This window comes from Kitasatospora griseola (genome assembly GCF_014648555.1).
GTDB lineage: Bacteria > Actinomycetota > Actinomycetes > Streptomycetales > Streptomycetaceae > Kitasatospora > Kitasatospora griseola.
The window spans coordinates 72,912-88,979 of record NZ_BMRI01000033.1; the positions used below are offsets into that span (position 1 = coordinate 72,912).

The 16,068-nt window shown below is 72.9% G+C and carries 9 protein-coding genes; all 9 read left to right on the top strand.

Annotated elements, in window-relative coordinates; translation table 11 throughout:
• Positions 1–77 precede the first annotated feature (77 nt).
• Positions 78–1,055, top strand: coding sequence for an alpha/beta hydrolase family protein (locus IEZ12_RS30000; RefSeq protein ID WP_229848289.1), 978 nt, complete (start codon positions 78–80; stop codon positions 1,053–1,055).
• On the top strand, positions 1,052–3,223 hold the full coding sequence (locus IEZ12_RS30005) for a vWA-MoxR associated conflict system protein (RefSeq protein ID WP_189276422.1): 2,172 nt from the start codon (positions 1,052–1,054) through the stop codon (positions 3,221–3,223). Before IEZ12_RS30000 ends, IEZ12_RS30005 begins: the two co-directional genes overlap by 4 nt.
• Positions 3,223–4,161, top strand: a complete 939-nt coding sequence (locus tag IEZ12_RS30010; protein ID WP_189276424.1) for an AAA family ATPase — start codon at positions 3,223–3,225, stop codon at positions 4,159–4,161. The genes IEZ12_RS30005 and IEZ12_RS30010 overlap by 1 nt, the downstream gene beginning before the upstream one ends.
• Positions 4,154–8,140: an AAC(3) family N-acetyltransferase gene (locus tag IEZ12_RS30015; RefSeq protein ID WP_189276425.1), complete on the top strand. Its 3,987-nt coding sequence runs from the start codon at positions 4,154–4,156 to the stop codon at positions 8,138–8,140. The genes IEZ12_RS30010 and IEZ12_RS30015 overlap by 8 nt, the downstream gene beginning before the upstream one ends.
• 253 nt (positions 8,141–8,393) lie before the next feature.
• On the top strand, positions 8,394–8,915 hold the full coding sequence (locus IEZ12_RS30020) for a zinc ribbon domain-containing protein (protein WP_189276427.1): 522 nt from the start codon (positions 8,394–8,396) through the stop codon (positions 8,913–8,915).
• Positions 8,916–9,641: 726 nt separating this feature from the next.
• Positions 9,642–9,848 (top strand): hypothetical protein, encoded by a 207-nt coding sequence (locus IEZ12_RS30025; protein ID WP_189276429.1) that lies wholly within the window; start codon positions 9,642–9,644, stop codon positions 9,846–9,848.
• A 325-nt stretch (positions 9,849–10,173) separates the two neighbouring features.
• Positions 10,174–12,777, top strand: coding sequence for a lantibiotic dehydratase (locus IEZ12_RS30030; RefSeq protein ID WP_189276431.1), 2,604 nt, complete (start codon positions 10,174–10,176; stop codon positions 12,775–12,777).
• A gap of 13 nt (positions 12,778–12,790) precedes the next feature.
• On the top strand, positions 12,791–14,680 hold the full coding sequence (locus tag IEZ12_RS30035; protein ID WP_189276433.1) for a hypothetical protein: 1,890 nt from the start codon (positions 12,791–12,793) through the stop codon (positions 14,678–14,680).
• Positions 14,677–16,068: TOMM precursor leader peptide-binding protein (locus tag IEZ12_RS30040; protein WP_229848290.1), on the top strand; the 1,392-nt coding region annotated here is incomplete at its 3' end. The genes IEZ12_RS30035 and IEZ12_RS30040, both read left to right, overlap by 4 nt.

Here is a 16,068-nt window from a genome sequence, read left to right on the forward strand (position 1 = left end):
CGCACCCCGCCAGTTGGTACCGTGGCACTCCTCGCAGGCGCGAGTGTCGGAGCCGGGCTGGTGAGTGGGGGCGGGCAGTGGCAGTCGATCAGGTCAAGCCGCAGCTGGTGTTCGTGCACGGGATCGGCCGGCCGCGCGACCCCGAGGCGGAACTCGCCGAGTGGAAGCGGGCGTTGGCGGACGGGGCCCGCGCGGCGGGCTACGCCGAAGAGATCTCCGCGCTGACCATGGACTGGTCCGCCGACGCCGCGTTCGCCCACTACGGCGACCTGTTCTACGCCGACGACGCCCAGGGCGCGGGCGGGCCGGAGGAATGGGACGAGGAACAGGGCGCGATCACGCTCGGCCTGCTGGCCGAGTTCGTCGAGGAACTCCTCGAACTGCCCGAGCACCGCGGCAACCGCGCCCTGAGTCGGATCCGGGCCCAACTCGGCCCGGACGAGCAGGCGCAGGGCGTCGGGAACGTCGCCAGGACGGTGGCCGCGGGCGTCGCCGCGCTCGCCGCCGTCCCCGGGCTGAACGTGGGCCTGCGGGCGCTCAGCCGGCAGAAGCTGCTCAGCATCGTCTCCCAGCCGGGCCGCTACCTCCACCGGCGCCAACCCGACGCCGCAGGAAGGACTTTGGACCAGCGCGTCCGCGACCGGGTGCTGGCCTGCCTGGACCCGGCCCGGCCCGCGATCGTGGTGGCGCACTCGCTCGGCACGGTCGTCGCCCTGGAGGCGCTGGCCGAATACCCGGGCGCCGTACCGCTGTTCGTCACGCTCGGATCTCCGATCACCACCCACGCCGTGGTGTGGCCGCTGCTGCGCCCCCGGCCGCCGGCCACCCCGGAGGCGGTCGAGGCCTGGGCGGACTTCCGCGACAGCGACGACCTGGTGGTCCCGAAGCGGCGGCTCGCCAAGGCGATGGCGCCGAACAGCCGCGGCGTCCAGCCACTCTCCGACCGGATGGAGTCGGCCACCCTGTGGCCGCACGACGCCACCACCTACCTGCGCCGCGCCGAGGTCGCCGAACCGGTGATGCGCGCCCTGGCGGCCCTGGCCGCCCCCAGGTGAGCCCTGATCAGTCGCCGCCCAGGCACCTGCTGCTGATCGCCACCCAGTCGGACGGCGCGGAGAACAAGCTGGACGGCCTGGAGGCGGCGGCGGGCGAACTGCACGCCGTGCTGACCGACCCGGCGATCGGCGGCTGCACCGACAGCCCCGGCCTGAACACCGTCCACCTGCGCTCCGGCCGGGTGCTGCGCGCGGAGGTCGACAGCGCCGTGCGGTCCGCGGTCGCGGCCGCCGGAGAAGCCGGGGCCACCCTGGTGCTGGCCTTCCTCGGCCACGGCCAAGTCGCCGGCAAGCTCCGCTACATGGTGGCCGACAGCAAGGACGGCCAGAGCCTGGACTGCGTGGACGTCGCCCACCTGGTCGAGCTGGCCGCCGACCACTCGGGCCTCGCCGGGCTGATGGTGCTGATCGACACCTGCCACGCGGCGGCCGGCCTCCCCGACACCGGCAGCCTGATCGGCGGCTTCGGGGTCGGCGCGAAGCAGGTCGCCGTACTGGCTGCCTGCGCCGCCCACGAACGGGCTTTCGGCCTGGCGCTGAGCCGACGCCTCGCCGCCCTGCTCGCCGAAGGGCTCCCGGGCGAAGGGGAGTTGCTGCGGGTCGGGACGCTCGCCCCGCACATCCGCGACGCCCTGGACCGCCAACTGGCCGCCGACTTCTCCTACAACGGGACCGACGGCGGACTCTGGCTCGCCCGCAACCGCCGCTCGGCCCGGCCGCCGGGCGGCAGGGCGGGCACCCTGGGCACCGAGGTCCTCGCCGCCGCCCTGCGCACGTGGCCGCAGGCGCCGCCCGGCCCGCCGCCGCACACCCGCGACGGCCTCGCCGCGCTCGCCGACCGGGCCGCGGCAGCCGAGGTCTGGTCGGTGCACGACGCGGCCGACGACCTCCTCGCCGCCATGGACGCCGCCGACGTGCTGGTCGAGATCGCCGGAGCCTCCCTGACCACCGACCAACTGCGGGTGCTCGCCGCCGAGTTCAACCGGCAGTGGCTCGGGGACCGGCCCGGCCGGGTCGAGCCGCCCGAGGGGCTCGGTGACCGTGCGCTGCTCCAGTACCTGCTGGAGGACGCGGTTGTGCTGGCACCCGCCACGGCCTCTCGGCACGGCGCGCTCGCCTGGTACCTGGTCGCCGCCGCCCACGCCTGCGGCCGCGACCCCCGGGACGCGCTGATCGGCGACTGGGCGCGCGACAACGAAGCCGAGATCGCCCTCAACGACGCCCTGGCCCGGTACACCGCGCACCGGGCGAAGGCGTCCGAACGCCGACTGGTGGTCAGCCTGGACGCCGCCCAGATCGACTGGCCCGACTCGCTCTCGGTGTGCGTGCGCGCCGGAGCGGCCTGCGTCGACCACCGGCACTTCGCCTGCCCGCCCGACCAGGCGGGCGTCGAGGGGACGCTGGCCGACGTCATCGACTGGGCCGAGAGCCTGCCGTCCGCGACCGGCCCGATCGGCTCGATCGACCTCGTGGTGAACGCCCCCGTCCTGCTCGACTGGCACCCCGAGGAGGCCCTCACGGGCCAGTACCACCTCGGCGTCGACCACACGGTGGCACTGCGCTGGGCCGGCCGGCTGGTCGAACCCGGCTACCTGCGCGGCATGAACCGCAAGGCCCGAACCCAACTCGAAGAGCTGCGGCGCGCCCCGTGCGGCCAAGGCCCGCACCTCTCCAGGGTCGACCCCGCCGCGACCCCCCTCGACACCCTGCGCGCGGACCTGCGCCGGGGCCGCTACCGGCCCGCTGTCCTGCTCACCGACCGGGCCACCGCCCCGACCGCCGTCCGCGACCTGGTCGAAGCCCTCCTGCCGTACGCCCCGATCGTCCTGTGGCCGCGCGCCGACACCCCGCCCTCGACTGCCGACTGGGACTGCCTGAGGCACCTGTGGGACGGCTTGCCCGCCGGATTCGGCGCCGCCTACCGCCGGGTGCTCACCGGCCGCGCCGACCTCGCGCCGACCGACCCCGTCACCGACGCCCACCTGGTCCGCCTCGCCGAACTGCGCACCGCCTGGCACGACGTCGAGTGGCTCGACTTCTGCGCCCGCTACGACCAGCACCAGCGCACCGCCGCACCAGCCGTCCTACCCGCCGCTGCACTCAACACCGCACCGGCCGCTGCACTCAACGCCGTGCCCGCTGCCGTACCCGCCCCGAGGAGCACCTGATGTCCTGGAACAGCTACTACCGCGGCGACGGCGAGCCTCGCGACGTGACACTCGCACCCCCGCCGCCCTGGCGCCGCCTCGGCACCCACCAGCCGTACCGCGCCTTCCTGCCGCCCGAGGGCCTCACCGACGCCGTCAACGCCGCCCTCTACCTGCACCGCCCACTGCTCATCACCGGCAGCGCCGGCACCGGCAAGTCGACCGTCATCGAACAGGTCGCCGCCGAACTGCGGCTCGGCCCCGTCCTGAAATGGCACATCACCTCCCGCAGCACCCTCCCCGACGCGCTGTGCCGCTACGACGCACTCGGCCACATCCACGCCCTGCGGATCGGCGAAGCCACCGAACGCGACGCCACCCCGATCGAGTCCTTCCTCAAACTCGGCCCACTGGGAACGGCGTTGCTGCCCAGCGAGCGCCCCCGGGCGCTGCTGATCGACGAGATCGACAAGAGCGACATCGACCTGCCCGCCGACCTGCTCGACGTCCTGGAGACCGGCACCTTCGAGATCCCCGAACTCGTCCGGCAGCCCGCAGGCCGACTGGCCGTCAGCACCTGGGTGTCCACCGACACCGCCGAGATCGAGGACGGCCGGGTGCAGTGCACCACCTTCCCGTTCATCGTCATGACCAGCAACGGCGAACGGGACTTCCCCGCACCGTTCCTGCGCCGCTGCATCCGCTACGACATGCCCAGGCCCACCGCCGACACACTGCGCCGCGCCGTCCAGGGCCACCTCGGACTGGGCGGGACGCCGCTGCCGCCCGACGCCGACGAACTCATCACCCGGTTCGCCGGGCGAGTCGCCCGCGGCGACCAGCTGGCGATCGACCAACTCCTCAACGCCGTACGCCTGGTGACCGACGCCGACGCCCCGACCGGCGAGCGCCGCAGCAGGCTGCTCGACCTGATGCTCCGGGACCTGTCCGGTGCGTGACTTCACCGCCGAGCTGGTGGCGAAGCTGACCGCGCGGCTGCCGCCCGACACCGACGGCGCGGCGGTGGCGGACGCACTCTGGCTCGCAGCCGGTCTGGTGCCCGACGGCCCGCCGGTTTCGTTGTCCGACCCGTCTGTTCCGTCTTCGTTCTCGGTCCCCGCTCCTGCCGCCCCCGCAGCTTCCGCCGCTGTCGAGGCACCGCCCGAGGAGCCCGAGAACCGGCCCGCCACCCCGCTGTACGAACCGCCGACCAGCGACCCCGCCGCGCCCCGCGTCGAGGTCGCCGCCGCCCGGGCCCTCCCGCACGCCCTGGACGCCGGCCGCGCCCTGCGCCCCTTCAAACGCCGCTACCCGCACGGCCCCCGGCGCACCGTCGACCTCGACGCGACCGTCACCGCGTACACCCGCACGGGCGAACTCCTGCCCGTACTCGGCCCCACGCCCGAACGGTGGTTCGAGGTCGTCGTGCTCGTCGAACGCAGCCCCACCATGGAGATCTGGCAGGACACCCTCGACGAGTTCACCGCCCTGCTCACCGGACTCGGCGCCTTCCGCCGGGTCCGGCGGCTCCACCTCGACCTCGACCCCCACCCCACCGTCACCGACACCCGCGGCCGCCCCGTCCCGCCGGCCCGACTGCCGCAGCAACGCCGGCTCCTCCTCGTCCTGACCGACTGCGCAGGCCCGTACTGGCGCACCCCCGCCATCTGGCAACTGCTGCACACCTGGGGTGCCCACGGCCCCGTCGCCCTGCTCAACCCGCTGCCCGGACGCCTGCGCCACCGCACCGCCCTCGACCTCCCCGCCGTCCGGGTCCGCCACCGCCGACCCGACGCTCGCAACACCGAACTCGCCCACGCCGTACCGCTGATGCTCACCGCCACCTTCGGCCCCGACGCCGACTGGGTGCCACTGCCCACCCCGTCCCTCACCTCGCACGCGCTGCGCCGCTGGGCCGACGCCATGATGCGCGGCGCCCCCGCCGGCCACGACGCCGTCCTCGTCCCCGCCGCGGGCACCCTCACCTCGCCGTTCGCCACCGACGAGACCCCCGACGACGACCCCGCCCGCCGGGCCGCCGCATTCCTGCACACCGCCACCCCCGCCGCCCGCCGACTCGCCGCCCTGTGCAGCCCGTTCAGCCGCCTCAGCCTCCCGCTGCTGCGTCTGGTCCGGCAGGAAGCCGTCCCCGAGGCCGACACCGACGACCTCGCCGAAGTCCTCACCGCCGGCCTGCTCGACACCCGCACCCCCGCCGCCCTCACCTTCCACCCCGAAGCCCGCGCCGCCCTCGCCCCCCACCTCACCCGCCACGACGCCTGGACCGTCCACACCGCCCTCACCCACCACCTCGCCACCCACCACCCCCGCCCCAGCCACGCGTTCTCGGCCATCGCCCCCGAACACCTCGACGACCTCCCCGCCGACCTCCAGCCCTTCGCCACCGCCACCGCCGACCTGCTCACCCTCCTCGCCCCCGCCCGCCGAAGGGTGGCGCGGGAGCGACCGGCCGCACCGGTGCCGCCCCGATTCCCGGATCCGGCGCTCAGCGCGGCGGTGTTGATCGGGATCCCGGGGCCGGCGGAGCGCGACACGCCCGAGAGCCTGCGGACGTCCCTGGAGGAACTCAAGTCCGTTCTGACGTCGCCGATGAGTTGGAACCTTCCGCCGGAGCGGTGCCGCGTCCTCCTCGACCCGAGCACTCCGGAGCAGGTGCAACTCCTGCTGGCCGCAGCCGCCTTGGAGGCGGAGGATGTGCTGCTGGTGTACGTGCAGGGAGCCCTCCCCGAGGTCGGTCCCGACGTCGGGCCGCCCGATGGGGTGCTGCGACAGATCAGCGACCTGCTGGGCAACCGCCCGGGGGCCACCACTGTGCTGATGATGGACGGCAACGACGCGGATGCTCTGGCGCGGTCGATCGAGCAGTGGCTCCCCCGGCTGGCCGGCGCTGTCGTTGTTCTCACCGGCGAGCGCCAGGGTGCGGACGACGACTTCAGCCTGGCCCGGTGCCTGGCGATGGATGCCGAGGAAGGGATCCCCGGCGGACCGGACGTCCTCGGACTGGACACGCTCGTGCGGCTGCCGCGCCGCCGCCCGTCCGGGTCGAGCGCAAGCTTTCGCCTGTCGACCCACGGGCCGGCCGAGGTGCCGGCGATCCTGCGCAACCGGCAGGCCCTGCAGCACACCCGCCCCGAGGTGCGGATGGACTTCCTCGCACTCCGGGCGGAACTCGAAGCCCGCGGCGCCCGGATTCCGGACGGCACCGGACCGCTTCTCCTGGCGCTCATCTCGTTCTCGCACAGCTACGCGCAGCGGGTGACGAGCGGAGAGGCGTGGGAGACCGACGTCGAGGACGCCCTCGCCGAATTTCTGGCACCGGCCCTGGTCCTGACCCCCGACCGTGATGGAGGGCATCACCTGCACTGCCTGCCGCGGGACGGCGGCCCAGGGCTGCCGGTCGAGCTGCTGATGGGTTCTCCGTCCGACCCGACGCTGCCGGACCCGGTCGGCCCACCGGTGAACCACCCACTCTGGATCCGGATGTTCGTCGGCCGCTTCGAGAACCCGGCGGGACCCCAAGTCCTCCAGCACAAGGCGCGGAACGTCCACGCCGTCGCCCTGTCCGTCCCGGCCCCGGGCTCGGACCACCGCCGGGAAGCCGGATGGGTGGCCGCGACGGCCGACGTCGTCGTGCTCCCCGACCGGGACGGGCGTCCGCTCTCGGACGCCGGTCACCGGCGGCTCGCGGAAATCCAAGCCCCCGTGCGGACGGTGACCGACCCCGAACGCACCTCCGCCTTCCGGGTCGAGGGACTGGCGACCCTCGTCGAGAGCCTTCGGCGGGGCAGAAAGGGGCTGTCGGGACGGCAACTCTGCCTCGCCCTCGGCCATGCGCCGTTCGACAGCGCCGCGCTGGGCGAGCGCACTGCCGCCATGTCGAGGCTGTGGAACGGCACCGATCAAGGGGCACTCGGTGCGCCCGGTGAATCGCTCGCCGTCCTCCTCACGGACGAAGTCCATCAGGAGATGCAGTTCGGCGGTCATCACGGTGACGTGACGCTGGAGTACGTTCCGTTCCTGCCTGCCGGAGAGTCCGGCGACGGCCAGGCCTGGCTCGGCATGCTCGGGCACACCGGAGCCGAGCTGATCGCGAGACTGCGCCCCACGCCGGATCTCGCCCCCTCGCGGCTCATCAGCTACTCGCACACCCGGCTCTGCCGCCAGCTGCGTGACCTGGGCGTCCGGTCCGGCGGCGTGCTGTTCGTCCAGGCGTCGGACCGGGCCATGACGGCCGTGAACCCCGAACAGTTGCTCGCAGCGCTCCGTGAGGTGCTGGGGCCGGAGGGCACAGTCGTGATGTCGGCCGCCACTCCCGAGAACTCCCTCAGCTCCGCGTACACCCAGGGCGCGCTGGCCGGTCTGACACCCGCTGCACAGGAGGTGTACCGGTCGTACATGCCGCCTTTCGACCCCTCTGCGACCCCGGTCTCGGCCTCGGCGGGGTCACTCGCGGAGTGGCTCCGGCGCTCCCCGGGCAGCATCCGCAGCGCTCACCCCCAACACTCGTTCGTCGCGTCGGGCCGCTGGGCCCAGTACCTGATGGACGATCACCGGCTCGACTCACCCCACGGTGAGCGATCCCCACTCCTGAAGCTCTGTCAAAGCCGCGCACAGGCCCTGCTGCTGGGCGTACCGGTGAACGAATGCCTGGCGTGGAACCTGGCATCCTCGCGAACCCGGAACCCGCCGACGGTGACGGAGTCCTGCGTCGTGAAGACCCGCGAGGGCACCGGCCGGGAATGGGTCACGTTCACCGCCGTCGCAGCTCCTGAGCTCGACGCGCCGGAACTCAGGGAGCGACTGGAGGCGCAACTCCCGCTCCATCGAGGCATCCTGGCGGACCAGGCGGCCGTCCTGGCACCGGTCGAGGACGGCGTCGCCCTGGTCACCGAGTGGCTGGTGGACATCCGGCGGTGACGCCAACTGTGACCGCAGCGGGCTCAGTTGCGCAGCGGGCGGCGAGGGCCGGAGGTGGCCATCTGGTAGTCGATGCGTCAGCGGAACGACGCGTTTCCAAAAGAGTCCACCCGTTCGAGTGGGGGTGGTTCGTATGCGTCGGCTGGCCTGGGCGGTTGGGGGCTACCCGTGGGCACTATGACGACTTTGGCGCCGTGGTTGGGGGCGGCGTACTGCGACGGCTGCGGGGGTCACCTGTATCGACAGGTGACCCATGCGCAACAGCCGGGTGTACGAGTACTACCGGTGCGTCAAGAAGACGGGCAAGGCGGCGTGCAAGGGGCAGTCGGTCAAGGTGGAGCGGATCACCGCCGCGGTTGCGGCTTTGGTGGAGCGTCTGGACGGTGCGGCGATGACGGTGCGCCGGCGCGTGCCGGGGGAGGACCACACCGAGCAACTGAATCACGTGGCCCAGGCCATGAAGGAACTCCGTGAGGAGAAGCGCCGCGGCCTGTTCGACTACCCGGGCGGCGACGAGGAGTACTCCGAGGCCCTCGAAGTCCTCGTCGACGAACGCCGCCGCCTGGCCGTCCTCCCACAACGCCCCTCGGCATGGGTCGACGTCGAGACCGGGCAGACCTTCGCCGACGCGTGGGCCGGGGCCGGCCAGGAACACCGTCGCCAGCTCTTGATCGGCCTCAAGGCCCGTCTCTACCTCGCACCCGGCTCCGAAGGCCGGCGCCTACCCGCCGAACTCGAAGCATGCGTGAGGCAGGTCGAACTCGTCGGGCATTGAAGGTGGCGTCGGGCCTCGGATGATGACAGCGATCAGCCGAATCAACTGCTGACTTGATGCCTACTTCATTACGCCGGGGGACACGCACCGGCGCCCCCCCGACGGTCGGGGGTGGTGGGGAAGCTGGACCTAGGTGGGTCCTGATCTGCGGAGACTGCGTCGACGCCGGTCCGTCTCTCTCGGTCGGGAGACCGGTCTGGCGTGATGCCCAGCTCCTGTCAGCAGTTTGGCCGCAGGCAGACTGCAGCGGAAGGCTGGCGGCAGGTGGGTGGGCACCGCATGTTCGGCAAGGAGGACCTCGCGGAGATCGCGAAGGACGCCTACCGGCCGAGCGCCCCGAGAACCCGCAGGTGGAACTGAGGTGCGGGTTCGGTGAGAGCACCCTCCCGTTCCGACTACGGCGGGCGCTATGACCTGACGCTCCATCGGTGCAACAACCTGCCACCCCCGAGCGCTGTTCATCGGTTGGTCCGGTGCAGTTTGCTGCCATCCGGATTCCCTTGCCCCAGAGCGAGTTCCGGTCGGAGGATGGCGGCCGTTCCAGGCTCCGGTTCCGTTAAAGTCACCGCAATTCCGGGTGGGCTTCGCCAAAGGACCCCTGGGGTCCGATCCGCGGATATTGCGTCAGGTGGTGAGTTCGGCGACCTGAAGCACGGTGTACCTCCCGAGTGGCCTGGGAGCAGCCCGTATTCCCCGAACAACACTCAAGTAGAGGACCGGTGTGCCATGAGCGTGGACTTCGCGACGTTCGACCTGACCGAGCTGGCGGTACTGGACGCCGCTGACACCGTGGGCGTGCCCGCGATACAGGCCTCCCTCACGGCGTTCTTCGCCGATGACGTGGATGACCTGATGGGCAAGCCGAGCAAGGACGTGATGGGCAACGCGTGCTGTTCCTGCGCCACGGATATCACCTGCTGCTGCTGCAGCTGACCTGCCTGACCCTCGATGCCCGCGGCCCTGAGGCCGGCGTCGTCCCCTCGCCCGGCAGCGCCGGGCCGGCCCCTGCGTGACCCTGGTCCAGCTCACTGGAGGCGGGGCACCGCGTCCCACCTGGAGTCACCATGAAGCGACTTGGACCAGGTCAGGCCATGTACCTACCAAACCCTCAGGCTCCTGGGGCGTCCGTGCGGACACCGCAGGAGCCTGAGGTGTCAGCCGGGCGGCCGATACGATGACCACACCCTCGCGCACCGCCTCACCCCGCTCGCGCCCTGCCGCACCCGCGCAGGGTGCTTCCGGTCTTGCGGACACGGTGATGCTGCGCATCAACCCGCTGCCCGGGCGGCGCCTCGGCACCTTGGAACTGACCGCGGCGGTCAGCGCCCTGGTGGAGGCCGAGCGGCTGTGCACCTCGCTCGGCGACGCCGCCTGCGCCGAGCTGTTCGATCTCGCCGAGAAGGCCACCGGACCGGACCGCCGGAACATCCTGGAGCTGAAACGGGCGGTCTACAACGGTCGCGCCCCCAGAGCCTCGGCCACCGAACGTAGCTGGCCTGCCGCGACCAACGCGTGGCTGCAGGCCCGGCAGCGCGGTGACCTCGCGCGGAGCGTACTGACCACCGGCTACGAGACCCACCTGGGCGAAGAACGGGCAGCCCTGGCTGAGGCTGTCGCTTCCGAGCCCTTCCAGTTGTCCCTGGCGCTCACCTCGCCCCAGGTCCTGGCGGCGGTGCGTCGCTACGCGCGCTCCGCCGGCCGCGCCTCCAAGCAGGACCGCAAGTCCGAACGGGGCATTCTGCAGCATCTGGCCCGGGCGATGGTGCGCACCTCACCGCTTGCCCGATTCACCGCCGTCGGCTTCGCCTCTTGGTCCGAGCAGGGCGTCGCGCTCGACCGGGTCACCTTCCGGCGCGGCGGGACGCACTCGTTCCCCTCGGTGGACCGGGCGCTGTTCTCCGCCCTGGTCGGCGGGCTGTTGCCCGAAAACCTCGCGACTGGCGACGGCGCCTCGCCGAGCGATGCTTCCGCGCCGGGCAGCGGCGTCGTCCGCCTGCCTGGCGCCGTGACGGTGGTGATGCCGAACCCGACGCTTCGGGCCACGCGGGACACCGTGCGCTTCCAGCAGCGCCACGGCTCGCAGATCCGGGTGCTCTCCACCCCGCTCACCGGTCAGCTGCGGACCCTGCTGGACCTCACCGCTCTGGGGCCGGTCGCGATCCGGGAACTGGACCGAGCGCTGGCGGACCGTCTCACGGTCACCACGCAGGAGGCCGACCGGATGGTCCGGGCCGCGTGTGACGCCCAGATCCTGCTCCCCGGGCCGCGTCTGGACGAGCAGGCGCCGGACCCGCTACCAGCCGCCCAGGAACTGCTGGGCGAGCACGCCCCGGCCGCGGCCAAGGTACTGGAGGAGGTGTCCGCGTCGCTCGGCCGACTCGCCACGGCCGCGGTGCCGGAGCGGGCAGCACTGCTGAAGCGGGTGGAGTCGGCGCAGCAGCGGCTGACCGCGCTCGGCTCGCAAGCAGGTCGGCTGCGGGTCAACGAGGACTACGTGGTGGACCCGTTCGAGGTCTCGGCCGCCGACTACCAGCAGGCGCTCGCTGACCTGGCCGCCGCCGTCGAGTTCGCCGCGCTCTTCGACCGCCATCACGAGCTGCGTGCGCTGGCGTGCGCCCTGTACGTGGAGCGTTTCGGCCCGGGTGCCTCGGTCCCGCTGGTCGATCACGCCGCCGACCTGGTCAGTGGCGTCATCCGCCACGAGGCCGGCATCTCCGACCTGGTTGCCGGCGATCGGGCTCGGGACCTCGGCCCGCGCGACGGTTCGTTGGCCCGGCTGCTGAGGCTGCGCGCGACTGCCGTGCACACGGTCACCGAACGGATCGCCCGCCACCGGGCCGAGCGGCCGCAGACCGAGGAGCTGGCGCTCGAGCCGAGCCTGTTGGCTGAGCTGGCCTCCGGTCTGCCTGAGCGGTTCCGGCGATCGCCCGCGTCGTACGGGCTGGCGGTCCAACCGGTCGACGGCCGGTTGGTGCTGAACGGGTGCTTCCCCGGCCGGGGCCTGCTCGGCATGCGCTTCCTCGGGGCGGACCGTGAACTCGGCGGCTGGGCGGCCGAGTCGATCGCCCGACGTGCCACCGCTCTCTTCTCGGCAGATGGCGCCCGACCGTGCGAGGACCGCGGACTGCACGGAGCGAACATCAACTACCGGATCCCGCTGCTGGACCGGACCGTCACCCCCGAGGACTGGATCGGGATCCGGCTGGTGCACGACCGGGTCCGGGACGAGCTGGTCCTGCTGGACGCGGAAGGCGAGCGAGTGCGTCCGGTCTGCCTGGGGATGCGCCGGCCGGACCTGCACCCTGACCCGCTGCGCCTGGCGACCTGGCTGGCCGACACCGGCGGGGTCGCATTCGGCTCCTTCCCCTGGGCACAGGCCCCCACGGCGGACGGGCGCGCAGCCGACCGCACCGCGCCCCCGGCCGACCGCACTTCGGCCATGCCCCGGCTGGCGGTGGGTCAGGTGGTGCTGCAACGCCGCCGCTGGTACCCCGGGGCCGACTTCCCGTCCGCTCCCGGGACCGACGGGCCGGCCGGACATCTGGTCGACCTCACCGCCTGGCGGGCGGCGCACGGGGTTCCGGACGAGGTGGTGATCAAGACCGGCTATGACGAAGCCGCCATCACCCGCGCCTTGGCGAGCGGCGCCTACCCGGCTCACCGGCGGCCGGAGAAGCCGCAGTACGCCGATCTGGCCAGCGTGCTGGCGGTCCGAACCCTGCCCCGGTTCCTGGACCGCCGGCCGCCGGGCAGCTACCTGGAAGAGGCCCTGCCGGGGGTCCGCCGCGGGCGCAACGCCGTCGAGTGGGTCATCGAGTTCGACCGCCCCGCAGGGGCCCGATTCCAGCCGAGGAAGCGATGAAGCCGAGGAATCCATGCGAGTGAAGCTTCGCCCGGACGCGCACTGCGCCCCTGTGCCGCAAGGCGTGTTCTGGGCCCGCGGTGACCGCTCGTTCGTGCTGTCCGGCCCGCCCGCGCTCTACGCCGTCGTCGACGACCAACTCGACGCCCTGCTCAACGGCACGAGCGTGGACGAGATGGTGGCAGCGGCCGGGGACGAGCGTGCCCGGCCGGTCCTCGAACATGTCGTGCGCGCGTTGGTCGCCCAGGATGTGCTGATCGACCTGGACGCTGTGGACGGCCCGCTTCCGGACCCGGAGACCGCTGGTCGCCACGCCGAACTACTCTGCTACCTGGAGGCGAACTGCGCCGAGCCGTACCGGGCCTTCGCCGCGGTGCGCGCCGCCCGGGTGGCGGTCGCCGGCGATGGGCCCGGGGCGGAGGCTGTGCGGCGCGGACTGACCGCCAACGGCACGGGGGAGACGGTGGAGCTTCACCTTCCCGTCGCATCGAGCCACTTCACGGCGCACGGCTTCGCACCCGCCACCACGATGGTGGTGCTGATCGACGACTGTGAGGCTCCGCTGGATCTGCTGGCTGCCGCCGCAAGCCTGCCGCCGGGCACCCCTGTGGTGCCGGTGGCCGCCGAGGCGGCGCTCGCACTGGTCGGGCCGGTGTGCACGGCTCCGGAGGAGCTTTGGGCCTTCCAGGCCGTTCGGGCCCGAGCCGCTGACTGGCAGGAGACCGGGGCGGAGTCGGCGGCGCCCCGCCCGATCAGCGCGGTACTGGCAGGATCCCTCGCCGCCCAGACCGTTCTGGCGCGGCTGGCCGGCACTGACGACGGTCAGCGTTCGGCCTGGGTGGTGCACGGCCATGCGGTGCAGACCACGGTCGTGCCAGTACCGGATGCCGGCCTCGGACCGGCCTGGCGCCCGGTGGATCCCACCGAGGCCCACGCCGCAGCCGACCGTGTCCACCCGGCCTCCGCACCCGGTACGGACACGGTCGTCACTTACGACACGGTCGCTGACGGCCTCGGCTCCGACGGTCCCGGTTCCGCCGAGCCGCAGCAGCCGCACTTCGATGCCGGACTCACCGCCCGCTGGACCGGTCTCGCCCGCTGGGGCCGGGACCTCGATCTCCCGCAACTGCCCGTCAGCCTGGTCACCGCCGAGACGGTGGCGGGCGCCGGACCGTCGGCCGCCCGCGCCGCAACCCGCGCCACCGACCGGGCAGCAGGTATCCCGGCCGCAGCCACGGCCCCGCACTTCCTGGGCTGGGGCACGAACCGCGCCGCCGCCGGCCTGACCGCCGGGCTCGCGGTGCTGCGCCACCGCGTTGCCCAGGAGTGGACGGGGGAGAGCGACGCCGGGTGGTTCCCCGCAGCCGGGCTCACCCGGTCCCACTGGCTGGTGGACGGCCTGCTGCGGCAGGCCGGTCAGGACGAACTCGCACAGCCCGTCAGCACTCCGCTGACCTGGAACGATCTCGAGAGGATCGCGGTCCGTTCGCAGTGGAGCGTCCTGAGGGACTTCTTCGACGTCCCCGCTCAGTTGTGGCTGCGCACGGTCGCAGGGCTGGACTGGCAGCTGGTCAGCGTGATGGACGAGGCCACCGGTGAGGTGATGGCCACCCAGTGGGGGCCGAGCCGGGCCTCCGCCGCCTACGCGGCCCTGCTCGCCGCCACCGCCCGGGCCCAGCTCCGAGTGGCTGAGCGGACCGCACCGCAGGCACCCGTCCAGCCGCCGGATGCGGTCGGGACCTGGGCGCTGGAGATCACCCCGGACCGCCGGATCCAGGACTGCCTGCGCCAGCTGCTCGTACGGGCCCGGGCCATGGGGCTGCGCCCCCGTGCTCAGCAGCTCATCCACGACGCGGTCGTTGGCGGGCTGCCGCTGGCCTGCGGCTGGGTGAGGCTCGGATGAGCGGGCGTCATCTTGGCGGGCTTGACCTGAGCGATCCTCGCCTGAGCGATCCTCATGTGTACGGGCCTCATCTCGACCGGCGCCTGCTGTCCGGCCCCAACGCTCCGGCCGGCCTGTTGGCCCTGCCCTGGCAGGAGCAGCCGGATGGACAGCTGGTCGCCGTCGCAGCAGGCTTCGACATCCGCTGGGAGAGCCGGGCGCTGGGCATCGCCCGCGAGCAGGGAACATCCCTGTTGTCCGTACGCGCGACCTCGGCGGAAGTCCTGGTCGGGCCGCTCTGGACCCCTGACGGGGCGTCGGGCTGCGCCGGGTGCGCGCAGACCCGGGACGGAGACCGCCACCGGCAGGGGATCGCCCGGGGCGCGGACCATCATCCGGCTACCACGGCTGCCGAGGGCCGCTCCGCATCACAGCCGCATACGCTGCGGGCCGCCGCACCGGTCCTGCCGCCCGCCGTCGGGCAGCTCCTTGCCGAACTTCTCCGTCAAAGTCGGCCGTTGCTCGCTCCTGGTGAGCTGCTCTCGCTCGCTTCCACCGGTGTCCTTCGCCGGCATCGGGTAGCGCCCAGCATCCGCTGCGCGGTGTGCGGCGGCGGTCCCGAGCAGCGAGTCGGCCCCCTCGCCGAGCCGCCGAGTCCCCGCCGACTCGTCTCCCGCCCCACCTCCTCCCCGCTGCCCGACCGGGGCGAGCCGCCGTTCGGCCTGGACCCCGACCGGATGCGCGGCGCGCTGGTCGACGCCCGGTACGGGCCGGTGCTCGGGACGCAGCGGGCCGTGCTGGTCGGCATGGCGATGACCGAGACCCGCCTGCTCGGGGCGGGCTTCGCCGGCCACGGCCGCGGCTCGACCTTCCGGCACGCCGAGGCCGTGGGCTGCCTGGAAGCGTTCGAGCGCAGCGGCGGCTATCCGCACGTCGCGCCGCTCGTGCTCGACGCCACCGCGCGCCAGTTGGGTGACCGCGCCGTCGGGCTCGCCGGGCTGGGGCATTACACCGCACGGCAGTTGGCCTCGCCTCTGAGCCGCCTGCGGCCGTTCGACGACGATACCCCGATGGACTGGGTGTGGGGTCACGAGCTGGACACCGGCCGGCCACTGCTCGTCCCGGCCGAAGTCGGCTTCTACCAGTACCGCTTTCCCGCTGCCTCCGACGCACCCGAGGACGCCAGGAGGAGGCACTTCTTCCATGAGTCCTCCAGCGGCTGTGCGCTGGGCGGCAGTTACGAGGAGGCCACCCTGCACTCGTTGCTGGAACTGGCCGAGCGGGACGCCTTCCTGCTCTCCTGGCACCGCCGCCGGCCGCTGCCCCGGATCGCACCTGGGGAGATCACCGACCGGGAGTGCCTGCTGCTGATCCGGCAGATTGAGGACCAGGGCTACCAGGTGCACCTG

Excerpts from the sequence above, each read along its gene's own strand:
- IEZ12_RS30010 (WP_189276424.1), top strand. The coding sequence starts at position 3,223 with ATGTCCTGGAACAGCTACTACCGCGGCGACGGCGAGCCTCGCGACGTG.
- IEZ12_RS30020 (WP_189276427.1), top strand. The coding sequence starts at position 8,394 with ATGCGCAACAGCCGGGTGTACGAGTACTACCGGTGCGTCAAGAAGACG.
- IEZ12_RS30025 (WP_189276429.1), top strand. The coding sequence starts at position 9,642 with ATGAGCGTGGACTTCGCGACGTTCGACCTGACCGAGCTGGCGGTACTG.
- IEZ12_RS30030 (WP_189276431.1), top strand. The coding sequence starts at position 10,174 with ATGCTGCGCATCAACCCGCTGCCCGGGCGGCGCCTCGGCACCTTGGAA.
- IEZ12_RS30035 (WP_189276433.1), top strand. The coding sequence starts at position 12,791 with ATGCGAGTGAAGCTTCGCCCGGACGCGCACTGCGCCCCTGTGCCGCAA.